The sequence below is a fragment of the Aliivibrio sp. EL58 genome (assembly GCF_900312675.1).
Taxonomy (GTDB): domain Bacteria; phylum Pseudomonadota; class Gammaproteobacteria; order Enterobacterales; family Vibrionaceae; genus Aliivibrio.
The window spans coordinates 151663-166472 of sequence record NZ_OMPC01000009.1 but is presented as its reverse complement, the minus strand read 5'-3'; the positions used below and the strand labels follow the sequence as shown (position 1 = coordinate 166472).

General features: G+C 40.3%; 14 protein-coding genes. 13 read left to right on the top strand and 1 reads right to left on the bottom strand.

Annotation, left to right across the window (positions count from 1 at the left end; translation table 11 throughout):
• Nucleotides 1-16 precede the first annotated feature (16 nt).
• Nucleotides 17-1147, top strand: coding sequence for a flagellar biosynthesis protein FlhB (gene flhB, locus ED622_RS11500; protein ID WP_122034127.1), 1131 nt, complete (start codon nucleotides 17-19; stop codon nucleotides 1145-1147).
• 11 nt (nucleotides 1148-1158) lie between these two features.
• Here the strand turns inward: flhB and ED622_RS11495 are convergent, their stop codons facing one another.
• Nucleotides 1159-1833 (bottom strand): flagellar brake protein, encoded by a 675-nt coding sequence (locus tag ED622_RS11495; protein ID WP_122034124.1) that lies wholly within the window; start codon nucleotides 1831-1833, stop codon nucleotides 1159-1161.
• Between the two features lie 263 nt (nucleotides 1834-2096).
• Here ED622_RS11495 and flhA point away from each other — a divergent pair, with 263 nt between their 5' ends.
• The 12 genes from flhA to ED622_RS11435 are packed head-to-tail and all read left to right on the top strand — an operon-like array spanning nucleotide 2097 to nucleotide 14681.
• A complete protein-coding gene (gene flhA / locus ED622_RS11490; RefSeq protein ID WP_122034121.1) occupies nucleotides 2097-4190 on the top strand; it encodes a flagellar biosynthesis protein FlhA in 2094 nt (697 codons plus the stop codon).
• A gap of 33 nt (nucleotides 4191-4223) precedes the next feature.
• A complete protein-coding gene (gene flhF, locus ED622_RS11485) occupies nucleotides 4224-5714 on the top strand; it encodes a flagellar biosynthesis protein FlhF (protein ID WP_122034119.1) in 1491 nt (496 codons plus the stop codon).
• Entirely contained in the window at nucleotides 5711-6601 is an 891-nt protein-coding gene (locus ED622_RS11480; RefSeq protein ID WP_122034117.1) for a MinD/ParA family protein, read from the top strand. Before flhF ends, ED622_RS11480 begins: the two co-directional genes overlap by 4 nt.
• Nucleotides 6594-7325: an RNA polymerase sigma factor FliA gene (locus ED622_RS11475; RefSeq protein WP_122034114.1), complete on the top strand. Its 732-nt coding sequence runs from the start codon at nucleotides 6594-6596 to the stop codon at nucleotides 7323-7325. The genes ED622_RS11480 and ED622_RS11475 overlap by 8 nt, the downstream gene beginning before the upstream one ends.
• Before the next feature lie 36 nt (nucleotides 7326-7361).
• Nucleotides 7362-7742 (top strand): chemotaxis response regulator CheY, encoded by a 381-nt coding sequence (gene cheY / locus ED622_RS11470; protein WP_005420316.1) that lies wholly within the window; start codon nucleotides 7362-7364, stop codon nucleotides 7740-7742.
• 33 nt (nucleotides 7743-7775) lie between these two features.
• Nucleotides 7776-8492 (top strand): protein phosphatase CheZ, encoded by a 717-nt coding sequence (locus ED622_RS11465; protein WP_122034112.1) that lies wholly within the window; start codon nucleotides 7776-7778, stop codon nucleotides 8490-8492.
• A gap of 9 nt (nucleotides 8493-8501) precedes the next feature.
• Nucleotides 8502-10676, top strand: coding sequence for a chemotaxis protein CheA (locus tag ED622_RS11460; RefSeq protein WP_122034110.1), 2175 nt, complete (start codon nucleotides 8502-8504; stop codon nucleotides 10674-10676).
• 15 nt (nucleotides 10677-10691) lie between these two features.
• Nucleotides 10692-11828 carry a chemotaxis response regulator protein-glutamate methylesterase gene (locus tag ED622_RS11455; protein ID WP_122034108.1) on the top strand — a complete coding sequence of 379 codons (1137 nt, stop codon included), beginning with the start codon at nucleotides 10692-10694 and terminating at the stop codon, nucleotides 11826-11828.
• A 9-nt stretch (nucleotides 11829-11837) separates the two neighbouring features.
• Entirely contained in the window at nucleotides 11838-12605 is a 768-nt protein-coding gene (locus ED622_RS11450; RefSeq protein ID WP_122034106.1) for a ParA family protein, read from the top strand.
• Complete coding sequence (locus tag ED622_RS11445) at nucleotides 12605-13696, top strand: chemotaxis protein CheW (RefSeq protein ID WP_122034104.1); 1092 nt, start codon at nucleotides 12605-12607, stop codon at nucleotides 13694-13696. The genes ED622_RS11450 and ED622_RS11445 overlap by 1 nt, the downstream gene beginning before the upstream one ends.
• Before the next feature lie 29 nt (nucleotides 13697-13725).
• On the top strand, nucleotides 13726-14220 hold the full coding sequence (locus tag ED622_RS11440) for a chemotaxis protein CheW (protein WP_122034102.1): 495 nt from the start codon (nucleotides 13726-13728) through the stop codon (nucleotides 14218-14220).
• Entirely contained in the window at nucleotides 14220-14681 is a 462-nt protein-coding gene (locus ED622_RS11435) for a DUF2802 domain-containing protein (RefSeq protein WP_122034100.1), read from the top strand. Before ED622_RS11440 ends, ED622_RS11435 begins: the two co-directional genes overlap by 1 nt.
• The last annotated feature ends 129 nt before the right edge of the window (nucleotides 14682-14810 follow it).

Below are 14810 nucleotides of genomic sequence, written 5' to 3'. Positions count from 1 at the left end.
AGTATGGAGGTCAGCTATGGCTGAAAGTGACGGTCAAGAACGCACGGAAGACGCCACGGCCAAACGCTTGCAACAGGCCAAAGACAAAGGGCAGGTTGCAAGGTCAAAAGAGTTGGCGTCGGTATCAGTATTGGTATGTGGTTCAGTTGCATTAATGTGGTTTGGTGAAGATGTAGCCAAAGCATTATTTTCTATAATGGAACGTTTCTTTTCTATTTCACGAGAAGAGATTTATGACACCAATAAATTATTAGAAATTGTTGGCGGTGCCTTAATTGCACTTGTATTCCCTGTTTTCTTAATCCTTATTACGCTATTTGTTGCTGCTTTGCTTGGAGCTGCAGGGCTTGGTGGGATCAGTTTTTCGGCAGAAGCTGCGATGCCAAAACCCTCAAAAATGAACCCTATGTCTGGTATTAAACGTATGTTTGGTATGCAAAGTTGGGTTGAGCTTTTAAAGTCGATATTAAAAGTCTCTTTAGTAGGGGGAACAGCGTTTTATCTGATAGATAAAAGTAAAGCGGATCTTTTCCAGTTAAGTCTAGATACTTATCCAGCCAATATTTTTCACTCTTTGGATATTCTATTAAACTTTATCTTATTGATCAGTTGTACATTATTGATAGTGGTGGCGATTGATATTCCATTTCAAATTTGGCAACACGCCAATCAATTGAAAATGACTAAACAAGAAATTAAAGACGAATATAAAGAAACAGAGGGTAAGCCTGAAGTAAAAGGGCGTATCCGTATGCTTCAACGAGAAATGACACAACGAAGAATGATGGCAGATGTTCCATCAGCTGACGTTATTGTTACCAACCCTGAGCACTATTCTGTGGCATTACGTTATGATCAAAGCAAAGACTCAGCGCCAATTGTGGTTGCAAAAGGGGTGGATCATATCGCAATGAAGATCCGAGAAATTGCTCGTGAGCATAATATTGATATCTTACCTGCGCCACCGCTTGCTCGTGCACTTTATCACTCGACGGAAGTGGAGCAGCAAATTCCTGATGGGTTGTTTGCTGCAGTAGCACAAATTTTAGCGTATATATTTCAGATGAAGCAATACAAGAAGAAGGGCGGAACACGACCTGAGCTTGATAAAGATACGCTAACAATACCTGATGAACTAAAGAAGTAGTGATTTTCTTTTTATACAGACCAGCTTTTAAGAATGCATTGGTGATGAAGGGTTTGTAACTCGGATTCACTAAGGCTATTTAGCTCAAACATTACTCCCAGTTTTGATTGGTTCTCTTTTGCTTCGACATTTTTTATCTCTCCTTTTACCGAGATTGGCTCTACCCCGTCAAGCTCAATTGAGATTATAACCTTTTGATTAATAAGGTTGTTGGCGTTGAGTTTTGCAGGCAGTGAAACCGCACACCCGCCAGCAGAAAAGTCGACCATTCGCCCAGTCAGATTATGATTTCCTACCGCTAAGTTACATGAAAACTCTGTATCAAGTCGCTGATGAGTTCGGATCTGTCTCATTGAGATACTGCTTGGCGCATGAAGGCAGATCATCTCCATAGGACGGTAAATCACCGAGTGGATTTGAGTTCTAAATGCAATAACATCTCGATGTGTCGTATTAGTCACAGCCCTAAAAGTAACTTCAGCCCCTTCTAAGTAGATTTTGTTGAACTCTAATGGGGGAGATGCAGGATAATCAATAAATATATATTGGCCTTTTTTAAACCCAACTAATATTGAACTTGCTTGAGCTGATTGCCCATTTGGACATGTAACTTCGATAATGACCCTACCGCCGATATCCATTTTATTCAGTACATTTTGATTAGTACTAAGAGATACATCAGCCATGCTACTACCAGATAAAGAAATAATTAATATAATTATACAAATGACGCGATAATATTCAATCTAGATTGATCTTTTTCCTTAAAAATTAAGTGCTTAATTTAAGTTTTGTGATTACTGTTATATCTGTCAGAAAAGTGATACGACAAAGCCAAAAAAGTGACATTAATCTGGCTCGAAATTTGCTTTGTAGGGATCGAGTTCATGTGATTAGTTATTTATTGTTAGAACACTGACAGTAGAATCGAGTATAAGAAGCGGAATTAATGAAATTTCAAATGCCACTCCCAAATAAGTTATCTTTCTTACAAGGTAAGCGTTTACCACCAATAGGTGCTCCAATATTGGTGCTATCCACCTTAGCTATGGTGATCTTACCAATACCTGCATTCTTACTCGATTTGATGTTTACTTTTAATATTGCTCTCGCAATGGTTGTTTTATTAGTAACTATCTATACCCGACGTCCACTAGATTTTGCAGCCTTTCCAACAATTCTTCTAGTGTCAACGTTACTCCGTTTAGCCTTAAACGTTGCATCTACGCGTGTGGTATTGCTGCATGGTCATGAAGGGCCTGGAGCTGCGGGTAACGTAATCGATGCGTTTGGTAATGTAGTTATTGGCGGTAACTATGCCGTGGGCTTGATCGTATTTATTATCTTGATGATTATTAACTTTATGGTTGTAACCAAAGGTGCGGGTCGTATTTCAGAAGTAAGCGCACGTTTTACCTTGGATGCATTACCAGGTAAACAAATGGCGATTGATGCGGATTTGAACGCTGGATTAATCGATCAAGAACAAGCAAGAACGCGTCGTTTTGAAGTTACGAAAGAAGCTGATTTCTACGGTTCAATGGATGGTGCTTCAAAATTTGTAAAAGGGGACGCAATTGCAGGTATCCTTATTCTATTTATCAACATTATTGGTGGCCTTGCTATTGGTATGGCGCAATTTGATTTAGGTTTTGGTGAAGCAATCCAAATCTACACATTGTTAACCATAGGTGATGGTCTAGTTGCTCAAATCCCATCGTTACTACTGTCTATCGGTGCGGCGATCATGGTTACTCGCCAGAACACAGATGAAGATATGGGTGAACAATTAGTATTCCAACTCGTTGATAACCCTAAAGCACTAATGGTAACCGCAGGTATTATGTTTGTAATGGGTATTGTCCCTGGGATGCCGCATTTTCCATTTATCTTACTTGCACTTCTTGCTGGTGGTTGGGCGTATTATCTAACGAAGAAGAAAACACAAGAAAGTGAAGATAAAAAAGCCGCTCCGCCAATGGAAATATCATCATCAAAACCAAAAGAGCTATCATGGGATGATGTTCAACCTGTTGATGTTATTGGGCTTGAAGTGGGCTATCGCTTAATTCCAATGGTAGATAAAGAGCAAGGTGGTGAATTACTTGATCGCGTTAAAGGGGTTCGTAAAAAATTATCCCAAGACTTTGGTTTCTTAGTACCAGCTGTACATATTCGAGATAACTTAGAGCTACCACCAAACGTATACCGTATAACCTTAATGGGGGTTGCGGGAGGTGAGGCTGAAATTAGACCAGACAAAGAATTAGCGATTAACCCTGGCCAAGTGTATGGTGCTATTGAAGGTGAACCAACATTTGATCCTGCTTTTGGTTTAGAAGCAGTGTGGATTAATGCTGAGCAAAGAGAACACGCTCAAGCACTAGGGTATACGGTAGTTGATGCTGCAACTGTATTAGCTACACACTTAAGCCAGTTATTAACCAATAATGCAGCACAACTGCTTGGGCATGAAGAAGTTCAGAATTTATTAGAGCTGCTTTCACAAAGTTCACCTAAACTGGTAGAAGGATTAGTTCCTGAACAATTACCATTAGGTGCTGTGGTGAAAGTGCTTCAGAATTTATTGAATGAAGCAATTCCAGTTCGTGATATTCGAACCATTGTCCAAACTTTGTCGGAATATGCGCCAAAAAGTCAAGAACCTGACATTTTGACGGCAGCAGTTCGAATTTCATTGAAACGACTAATTGTTCAAGAAATCAATGGTATAGAGGCAGAAATGCCTGTTATAACCTTAATTCCTGAGTTGGAACAAATATTGCATCAAACCATGCAGGCATCAGGCGGTGAAAGCACTGGTATTGAGCCTGGATTAGCTGAGCGTTTACAAACTTCTTTAACACTTGCGACTCAAGAGCAAGAGTTAAAAGGAGAAGCCGCGGTCTTATTGACTTCAGGGGTGTTACGTTCGACGCTAGCCAAGTTTGTTAAAAATACTATTCCTAATTTACGAGTTCTTTCTTATCAAGAAATTCCAGATGAGAAGCAAATAAGAATAGTTCAAGCCGTTGGTAATTAATTGTGTCGACTTATTTAGCGCAGGAATACGATATTGAAAATTAAACGATTTTTTGCAAAAGACATGCGTTCAGCTCTGGTTCAAGTAAAAGAAGAGCTTGGCGTCGATGCTGTCATTATGTCAAATAAAAAAGTAACTGGTGGTATTGAGATCGTTGCAGCGATTGATCCTAGTGTAGAGCAAGGATCGTTATCAACACAAGCCCCTCGCCGTATTGAAGAGGATAAAGTGAGTGTTGGCAAAGGGTCAATGACACGTCGTTTTGCAAATATGATCAAACAATATGGTTCAAATGCGGGGTCTAATTCGGACTCAAATGTATCTGAGCCTAAAAATGCTGAGCGAGAAGAAGACAGCTTAGCGGCTTTGTTAAAGCGTCAGTCTAAATTTCAAAATAAACCGACAGAATCTTATTCATCAGCAAAGCCCCAAATTTCTAAATTAGATACATCAGGAATGACTCGTGCGATTCAAAATAATCCAAATTTAGCGCACCTTATTTCAGATGATCCAATGGGGCAAAAAAACACGCGCTCACAACCTAAATTAGACCCTTCTCGTTATGAGAAAGGTCGACGCTCTATGCATGACTCTAATGAAGATTTAGAAAACATGCGTTCAGAAATGTCGTCTATTCGTCGTTTATTAGAGCATCAAGTTTCAGGCTTAATGTGGCAAGAAGTTGAAAGACGTGAGCCATTGCGTGCGATGCTAATTAAACGTTTAGAGAAAATGGGTTTATCAGCAGAGCTAGCCGATCAGCTTGCGTGCTATATTCCAGAAGATACCGACCCTAAAGATGCATGGTCAGCTTTACTTAAATTACTTGCAGAGCAGATCCCAACCTCTAAAGTAGATACCTTATCTCGTGGAGGCATTGTTGCGTTATTAGGCCCAACAGGTGTCGGTAAAACAACGACAATTGCAAAACTAGCAGCAAGAGCTGCAATGGAATATGGTTCAGACCAAGTTGCGCTAGTTACAACAGATACTTTCAGAATCGGTGCTCAAGAGCAATTAGCTATTTATGGTCGTATTATGGGGTGCCCAGTACGTATCGCAAAAGATGCCGATGAATTAGCTGCAGTATTATATCAACTGCGTAATCGCCGACTAATTCTTGTTGATACAGCAGGAATGGGTCAACGAGATGTTCGATTGACTGAGCAGTTAGATACTTTAATGGAACACAGTGGCTCACAGATCAGCAGCTATTTAGTTATGCCTGCGACAGCGCAGCGACGAGTTTTACAAGAAACGATAGATCATTTTAAACGTATTCCATTATCGGGATGCATTTTAAGTAAGATTGATGAATCACTAAGTTTAGGTGAGCTGATTAGTGTAACTATTGAAAACGGATTGCCTATTGCCTACATTGCTAATGGACAACGAGTGCCGGAAGATATTGTACTTGCACAACCAAAATACTTAGTAGCAAAAGCAAATGAATTACTAGAAAAGACGACGGAAAAGGACCCTCATTTCTGGAATAGTGACACGCCAGAGGCAGACAACTTATGATTGATAATAATATATACGATCAGGCTAGTGGATTACGACGATTGACTAAACCTACGTTGACCAAAGTGGTTGCCGTAACGGGTGGTAAAGGCGGCGTAGGTAAAACAAACGTAACATTGAATTTAGCATTATCACTTGCTCAGCAAGGAAAGAAAGTGATGGTACTTGATGGTGATCTTGGTTTAGCAAATATTGATATTATGCTCGGTGTACGAGCACATAAAAACCTAGGCCATGTACTTGATGGCGAATGTGATTTACAAGATATTATCGTTGAAGGGCCATACGGAGTTAAATTAATTCCTGCTACTTCAGGTTCAAAATCGATGGCAGAGCTAACACCAGCGCAGCATGCAGGACTTATTCGTGCTTTTAGTAGTTTAGAAGAAGAAATTGATATATTACTAATCGATACGGCTGCTGGTATCTCTGATATGGTAACAAGTTTTTCACGCGCAGCTCAAGATGTACTTGTGGTTGTTTGTGATGAGCCGACATCTATTACTGATGCTTATGCATTGATCAAATTGCTAAACCGAGAACATAATGTTCAACGTTTTAAAATTGTTTCGAATATGGTAAGAAGCTATCGAGAAGGTCGAGAATTGTTTGCTAAGTTAACCTTAGTTACGGATCGCTTCTTGTCTGCAAATATGGAACTTGTCGCTTGTATTCCTTTGGATGAGAAAGTACGCTTATCTGTTAGAAAACAAAAAGTTGTTGTAGATGCTTATCCTCGCTCTCCAGCAGCGTTAGCGATGAAATCGTTAGCAAATAAAGTGGTGACTTGGCCAGTACCAAAGGTTCCAAGTGGCCATTTGGAGTTTTTCGTAGAGAAATTATTACGAAATGAAAAATCAAGTGAAGTAGAGGACGATTATGTCTGATGGCTTAACATACGATCATAAAGGCAATGTAAACAGTCAGAAAGCATTTTTAGAAAGATATTCTGATTTAGTGAAACGCATTGCCCATCATTTAATGGCCAGATTACCTGCGAGTGTATTGGTTGATGATCTTATTCAGTCTGGCATGATCGGTCTGTTAGAAGCCCAGAAAAATTATGATGGCAGTAAGGGCGCAAGTTTTGAAACTTACGCCGGTATCCGAATTCGTGGCTCAATGTTGGATGAAATTCGACGTGGAGACTGGGTTCCTCGCTCTGTTCATAAAAATAGTCGAATGGTAAATGCAGCAATTAAAGCTCTTGAAGCTAAACTTTCTCGTGAACCGACCGATAAAGAGATAGCTGAGCATTTAGAATTACCCTTAGATCAGTATTATCAGATACTTAATGATGTAAATTGCGGTAAACTGGTCGGCATGGAAGATTTAGGTGTTTCTGATGATGTAATAACAACAGAAGAACAAGCCGACGATAATATTCCATTTCAAGGTGTTGCCGACGAACACTTTAGAGTGGCTCTTGTGGAAGCGATTAAAACACTTCCAGAAAGAGAAGCTTTGGTTTTATCTCTTTACTACGATGAAGAGTTAAACCTAAAAGAAATTGGTGCCGTTATTGGTGTAAGCGAATCTCGTGTTAGCCAAATACATAGCCAATCAATGCAACGACTACGGGCCAAGTTATCAACTTGGACAGTAGAATAATTAAATCCCGTTACTTTGCCCTCACTGGAGGCGATTTTGAATAAAAACATGAAGATCCTTATTGTTGACGATTTCTCAACAATGCGCCGTATTGTAAAAAACTTATTACGTGACTTAGGTTTTAATAACACTCAAGAAGCGGATGATGGTTTAACAGCATTACCACTGCTTAAAAAAGGTGGTTTCGATTTTGTAGTAACAGATTGGAACATGCCTGGGATGCAAGGGATCGACTTGCTAAAAACAATTCGTGCCGATGACGAATTAAAGCATTTACCTGTATTAATGATCACAGCAGAAGCAAAACGCGAACAGATCATTGAAGCGGCTCAAGCTGGCGTAAATGGCTACATTGTTAAACCATTTACAGCGGCAACATTGAAAGAAAAATTAGACAAGATTTTTGAACGTTTATAAGTCAATGTTGCTCGGTAAGGATTAACTAATAAGATGATTTCATTAACTGATGCCAAAGAGCTTGTTGCTTTATTAGAAGCAGGCAAGCAAGAAGAAGCGGATCAATTTGTCGCTTCATTCGCCGTTTCTAGTGAACCTCCAATGTTGCAAGAGATAGGGTCTTTAACTCGTGATCTTCATGAGTCATTAAAGAACTTTAAGCTTGATCATCGTGTGGTTGCTATTGCGAATGATGAGATACCTGATGCACGTGATCGTTTGCAATATGTGATTGATAAAACGGAGATGGCCGCCAATAAAACTATGGATGCTGTGGACCGTTCATTACCTATTGCTGACGAGTTGCATGAAGGCTTGTTGCAGGTTCGCCCACAGTGGAACAGTTTAATGAAAGGCCGTATTGAGCTCGCTCAATTTAAAGCCTTATGTCACAACATTGATGGATTATTGACTCAAGTTGAAGGTAATAGTTCAGAGTTACGTAATGAATTGACTAATATCTTAATGGCACAAGACTTTCAAGATCTTACCGGACAAATTATTAAACGAGTTATTACGCTAGTTCAAGAAGTTGAAGACCGACTGGTTGATATTTTGACTTTATTTAAAGTTGAAGAGCAGCTTGGTAAGGAAGAAGGGAAAGAAAAACCTTCTAAAGCCGAAGGCCCTATCTTAAACCCGCATGAACGTGAAGATGCTGTTGCGTCACAAGATGATGTTGATGACCTATTAGCCAGTCTAGGATTTTAGAGGAATATTATGAGCTTTGAAATGGATGAAGACATCCTGCAAGATTTCTTAATTGAAGCAGGAGAAATTCTTGAGCTTCTTTCTGAACAATTAGTTGAATTAGAGCAGCGTCCTGATGACTCTGAGCTATTAAATGCTATTTTTCGTGGTTTCCATACAGTAAAGGGCGGCGCAGGCTTTCTTTCATTAACTGAGTTAGTTGATGCGTGTCATGGTGCGGAAAATGTGTTCGATATTCTTAGAACTGGTAAGCGTAAAGTTACTTCTGAGTTAATGGATACTATTCTTGAAACCTTAGATAACGTTAATGTTATGTTTGTTTCGGTTCAGAATGGCGAAGCATTACAACCTGCAGAGCAGCGACTTCTTGATGAGTTACATCGACTAAGTAAGCCTACATCAGAAGATGAAGCGGCATTAGCCGTTGAAGAAGCTATTGCAGTTCCTGTTGTTGAAGATGTGGTTGTTGAAAGTCCAGCTAATAATTTGCACGATTCCGTGGATGACATTACTGAAGACGAATTCGAAAAGTTATTAGACGAATTACATGGAAAAGGTACTGCGCCATCAGCTGTCGTAGCAACACCAGCTCCAGCCGCACCTACGGTATCAATCTCAAATAGTAGTATGTCAGATGGCGATATTACTGATGATGAATTTGAACGTTTACTTGATGAGCTTCATGGTTCAGGCCAAAGCCCAAGTAAGTCGCCAGTAGCACCAGCTGCAGATGTAAAATCTGTTGATGAAGTGTTAGCCGGTGATTCAGATCTCATGAGCGATGATGAATTTGAAAAACTGTTAGATCAGCTACATGGTTCAGGTAAGGGACCAACAGATGAAGAGCTTGAACAAGCAGTAAAACCAGCGGCAGCAATGGCTTCGGTAGCACCAGCTTCTGTCGCACAAGAAGCGCCAACACGAACAACGGCTCCTGTAGCAACAAGAACTCAAGCTCCTGAAGTCAAGCCTGTAGCTAAAGCGCCGGCTAAACCACAGTCTAAGCCACAGGCTGAGAGTACAGTTCGTGTTGATACATCTACACTAGATAACATCATGAATATGGTGGGTGAGCTTGTATTAGTACGTAACCGTTTGGTTAGTTTAGGTTTGAATAGCAATGACGAAGAAATGTCAAAAGCGGTTTCAAATTTAGATGTCGTTACTGCCGATCTACAAGGTGCAGTAATGAAAACACGTATGCAACCAATTAAGAAAGTATTTGGTCGATTCCCTCGAGTTGTACGTGATTTAGCTCGAGCATTGAAAAAAGACATCGTGCTAGAAATGCGCGGTGAAGAAACAGATTTAGATAAAAACTTGGTTGAAGCGCTTGCTGATCCATTGATTCACTTAGTACGTAACTCTGTGGACCATGGTATTGAAATGCCAGACGTGCGAGCTAAAACAGGTAAAGATCGCACCGGTAAAGTGATCTTATCTGCTTCTCAAGAAGGTGATCACATTCTATTAAGCATCATTGATGATGGTGGTGGTATGGATGCGGATAAACTTCGTGGCATTGCCGTAACACGTGGTTTAATGGATACAGATGCAGCATCTCGATTAACCAATAAAGAGTGTTATAACTTAATTTTTGCTCCTGGTTTCTCAACTAAGACTGAAATTTCAGATATCTCAGGTCGTGGTGTAGGCATGGATGTAGTTAAAACTGCAATCAACCAACTAAACGGTTCTATTGATATTGATTCAAGTATGGGTGAAGGCACAAAGATCGTAATCAAAGTGCCACTAACACTAGCGATTCTTCCTACTCTAATGGTAGGTGTTGCGAATCAACCATTCGCATTACCTTTAGCTAGTGTAAACGAAATTTTCCATCTTGATTTATCGAAAACAAACATGGTTGATGGTCAGTTAACGACGATTGTCCGTGAAAAATCGATTCCACTGTTCTTCTTACAAGACTGGTTAGTTAAAGGTTCTCGCCAAACAGAACGTAAAGGACTAGGTCATGTGGTTATTATTCAATTAGGAGCACAACGAGTTGGTTTTGTTGTGGATACGCTGATTGGTCAAGAAGAAGTGGTCATTAAACCTCTTGATGAACTACTGCAAGGTACGCCAGGAATGGCAGGTGCGACCATCACATCTGATGGACATATTGCATTGATCCTTGATGTTCCAAATTTGCTAAAACGTTACGCAGTTCGTATGTGTTAATGAACAAGGATTAACATGGCAATAAAAGTATTAGTTGTTGATGATTCAAGTTTTTTTCGTCGTAGAGTTAGTGAAATCATTAATGCCGATCCTCGTCTTGAGGTGATCGATGTTGCGGTTAACGGTAAAGAAGCGGTAGAAAAAGCGAAATTACTAAAGCCAGATGTTATCACCATGGATATTGAGATGCCGGTAATGGATGGCATCTCTGCGGTGAAAGAAATCATGAAGGTCTGTCCAACGCCGACGTTGATGTTTTCTTCTCTTACTCATGATGGCGCTAAGGCAACACTTGATGCTTTAGATGCTGGAGCTTTGGATTTCTTACCTAAGAAATTTGAAGATATAGCACGCAATAGAGACGAAGCAGTAAGCTTATTGCAAAAACGTATTGCTGAAATTGCACGTAAAAAGTCATTTATGCGTCGTCCTTTATTGGCATCGCAGACAGCAACAGCAGCAATAGCACCAACAACACGAGCAACAACGACTCGTTCTGCGGCTTTAACATCAGCAGCGCCAGTCAAAAATACACCAGTAGCTCCTGTAGGTCAGCGTTTTAAAGCGACAGGCAAAAAGTATCAATTAACGGCTATCGGGACTTCAACGGGAGGTCCTGTTGCATTACAAAAGATACTAACCGCTATTCCTGCTAATTATCCGCATCCGATTATTTTGGTTCAGCATATGCCTGCAACCTTTACCGCGGCCTTTGCAGCACGATTAAATAACTTGTGTAAAATCCAAGTGAAAGAAGCCCAAGATGGGGATGTTCTTAAACCTGGTTGTGCTTATCTTGCTCCCGGTGGCTTGCAGATGATGGTTGATGGTCGTCCAGGATCTTCTCGTTTGAAGATCTTAGATGGTGGTGAACGCATAAACTACAAGCCTTGCGTGGATGTTACTTTTGGGTCTGCTGCTAAAGTGTATGGCGATAAAGTACTTTCTATGATCCTGACAGGAATGGGTGCCGATGGTCGTGAAGCCTGTCGAATGCTAAAAGCGGCAGGTGCGACTATCTGGTCTCAAGATGAGCAAAGTTGTGTTGTTTATGGTATGCCTCAAGCGATAGATAAAGCAGGCTTATCATCAGAAAGTTTACCACTTGAACGTGTAGCAGAAAGAATGCTCATTGAAGTGGGATTAAAGTAGGAAATAGTAATGATTGTCTGGAGCATAGCAAACCAGAAAGGTGGTGTTGGTAAAACAACAACAACGATTACCCTCGCTGGTTTACTTTCTCAGCGTGGTAAGCGTGTGCTTATGGTAGATACAGATCCTCACGGTTCGTTAACTACGTATTTAGGTTATGATTCAGACGATTTACCTTGCAGCTTATTTGAGTTGTTTCAATTGCCAGCGATCAATAAAACAAGCGTTATGCCGTTTGTTTTAAAAAGTGACATTCCAGGGTTAGATATCATCCCTGCACATATGTCTCTTGCAACATTAGATCGTGTTATGGGTAACCGTAACGGCATGGGGTTAGTACTTAAACGTGCCTTAAAAGCATTAGAAGATGAGTACGATTATGTATTGATCGATTGCCCTCCTATTTTAGGAGTAATGATGGTTAATGCATTAGCGGCAAGTACGCGTATTTTGATCCCAGTACAGACTGAGTTTCTAGCGATGAAAGGGCTAGAAAGAATGATGAGAACACTAAACATCATGCAGAGAAATAAACCGTCTTTGTTCGATGTTACCATTATTCCAACCATGTACGATAAACGAACTAATGCGTCATTACAGACATTAATGGAGCTGAAATCGACGTATTCAGATCAAGTATGGGCATCAGCAGTACCGATTGATACTAAGTTTAGAGATGCCAGTTTAAAAAGAATGCCGCCATCATTTGTCTCGCCAAATAGTCGTGGTGTTTTTGCTTATAAAACATTATTAAATTATTTGGAGAGATTAGCTTAATGGCTGATTTTAAAACATTTACCAGTGAAGAAGCACTTGATGACTACTTTTCATCACTGTTAGATGAAGAGACCATTGAGCTGGTTCCAGAAACAGTAAACACTGTTCTGCCAGAGCCAGAGCCAGAGCCAGAGCCAGAGCCAGAGCTAGAAATTACTTGGCATTCAGAGTCAGTGGTAATGGCATCACCAGAACCACAATATCAGCCACAATTTTCAACAAAAACGGATGATTTTGAAGACTATCCGTTTGAGCTACCTCAATTAGAAGATGTTCAGCGTTTATTGAGTCAGCTAGAAAACTCACAACTTGATGCTCAAATTGAAATTGATGCTTTAGTATCAAACAATATTGAAACTGAGCAAGCTGTTGTTGACGTTGAACCAGTTATTCAGACAACCGTTGAAACCGAAACGGTTGTTGAAGCGTTAGTTGCTGAAGAACCAGAAGAAGAGCCCGATTTATCTGCGTGGGATATCTCAGATAAAATAACAGTGACTCCTCCATCTGAGCTCAATACTGATAGTTCAGAAGTGATACCGAATAATGAAAAAGAGACCAGTGATGAGACTGAAATCCAACTTGAAACGCAAACGGGTAAAGCACCGCCGTTAAGCGGACTAGATTGGGAAAACTCAGAGCATGATGATGAATTTCAAGTTCTCTTTTTTGAAGTAATGGGCGTGACATTTGCGGTTCCATTGGCACAATTAGGCGGTATTCACCAGATAACGGAATTAAACCATTTAATTGGTCGTCCTGATTGGTATCTTGGTTTGCAAAATAACCGTGATACAAAAATAGATGCGCTGGATACAGCAAAGTGGGTCATGCCACAAAGCATTAAAGATGACAGTTATAAAGAAGATTACCAATACCTTGTTATGCTTGGAGAAAGCAAATGGGGATTAGCGTGTAATGCGTTAGCCGGAACTGAAACCCTTACGAGCGATCGAATTCGTTGGCGAGAAACCGCTGGAAAGCGTCCATGGCTATCAGGAATGGTAAAAGAGAAGATGTGTGCCTTAATTCACGTTGAGGCGATGATTACGATGCTTAATGCCGGTCTGGACATTAAGGGAATAGAGTAAAAATAACTCTAAGAGTACGAGGAAATAGAATGTCTCAGATTAATGAAGTAGAGATCCGCAAGGATCAAGTGAATGATGAAGTATTACAGTGGGTAACGTTTCAACTAGAAGAAGAAACTTACGGCATCAATGTAATGCAAGTACGTGAAGTATTACGTCACACAGAAATCGCACCAGTACCAGGCGCGCCAGACTACGTTCTAGGGATTATCAACCTTCGTGGTAATGTAGTAACCGTGATTGACACTCGTTCACGCTTTGGCTTAATGCAAGGTGAAATCACAGATAATACACGTATCATCGTTATAGAATCTGAGCGTCAGGTTATTGGTATCCTTGTAGATAGCGTAGCTGAAGTTGTATACTTACGTTCATCAGAAATTGATACGACGCCAAGTGTTGGCACGGAAGAAAGCTCTAAGTTTATTCAGGGCGTTAGTAACCGTGAAGGCAAATTACTTATCTTGGTAGACCTTAACAAACTTTTGTCTGAAGACGAATGGGATGACATGGCAAGCCTATAATGGTTGATATTTTAACTCAGCTCTCAGAGCTATTAGCAGCGGCTGCTGTAATTTTAGTTCTTGTAATTTTTGTTATCTTAAATCGCAAGAATGTACAGTTAGCAGCGCAATTAACGCACGCTCAAAAGCAGAATCAACAACTTCAAGATGAGCAGCAAAAGCTTAATAAGCAGTTTGTTGAATTTCGCACAGCCTCGATCAATATGGGGCAGAAAGTTGCGGATATTACTCAATTGAGTCAACATTTTGATGAGCGCTTAAACGAGCTTGAAAATACAGATGCTGACAGTCGTTTGTATTCAAGAGCCAATAAGTTGGTTCAGTTGGGTGCGGGCATTAACGAGCTAATGGAAGAATGTGAGCTGCCAAAAGCAGAAGCTGAGTTAATGATGTCTTTACAGGCTAAAATTGCTGGTGGTAAAGGCTCGATTCCACCATTACGGTTCGAAGACGAAGACTAACTGCGTCTCATAGCCAATGAATTTTAAAGCTCCTTATTTATAAGGGGCTTTTTTCGTTATAGAATTCGGTATAAAAAATCAGAAATACCCACAAGGTGGTAGGGGTTATCTGTTGTTATAACTCTATGA

Coding starts and splice junctions, on each gene's coding strand:
- flhB (WP_122034127.1), top strand. CDS start 17: ATGGCTGAAAGTGACGGTCAAGAACGCACGGAAGACGCCACGGCCAAA.
- ED622_RS11495 (WP_122034124.1), bottom strand. CDS start 1,833: ATGGCTGATGTATCTCTTAGTACTAATCAAAATGTACTGAATAAAATG.
- flhA (WP_122034121.1), top strand. CDS start 2,097: ATGAAATTTCAAATGCCACTCCCAAATAAGTTATCTTTCTTACAAGGT.
- ED622_RS11480 (WP_122034117.1), top strand. CDS start 5,711: ATGATTGATAATAATATATACGATCAGGCTAGTGGATTACGACGATTG.
- ED622_RS11475 (WP_122034114.1), top strand. CDS start 6,594: ATGTCTGATGGCTTAACATACGATCATAAAGGCAATGTAAACAGTCAG.
- ED622_RS11465 (WP_122034112.1), top strand. CDS start 7,776: ATGATTTCATTAACTGATGCCAAAGAGCTTGTTGCTTTATTAGAAGCA.
- ED622_RS11460 (WP_122034110.1), top strand. CDS start 8,502: ATGAGCTTTGAAATGGATGAAGACATCCTGCAAGATTTCTTAATTGAA.
- ED622_RS11455 (WP_122034108.1), top strand. CDS start 10,692: ATGGCAATAAAAGTATTAGTTGTTGATGATTCAAGTTTTTTTCGTCGT.
- ED622_RS11450 (WP_122034106.1), top strand. CDS start 11,838: ATGATTGTCTGGAGCATAGCAAACCAGAAAGGTGGTGTTGGTAAAACA.
- ED622_RS11445 (WP_122034104.1), top strand. CDS start 12,605: ATGGCTGATTTTAAAACATTTACCAGTGAAGAAGCACTTGATGACTAC.
- ED622_RS11440 (WP_122034102.1), top strand. CDS start 13,726: ATGTCTCAGATTAATGAAGTAGAGATCCGCAAGGATCAAGTGAATGAT.
- ED622_RS11435 (WP_122034100.1), top strand. CDS start 14,220: ATGGTTGATATTTTAACTCAGCTCTCAGAGCTATTAGCAGCGGCTGCT.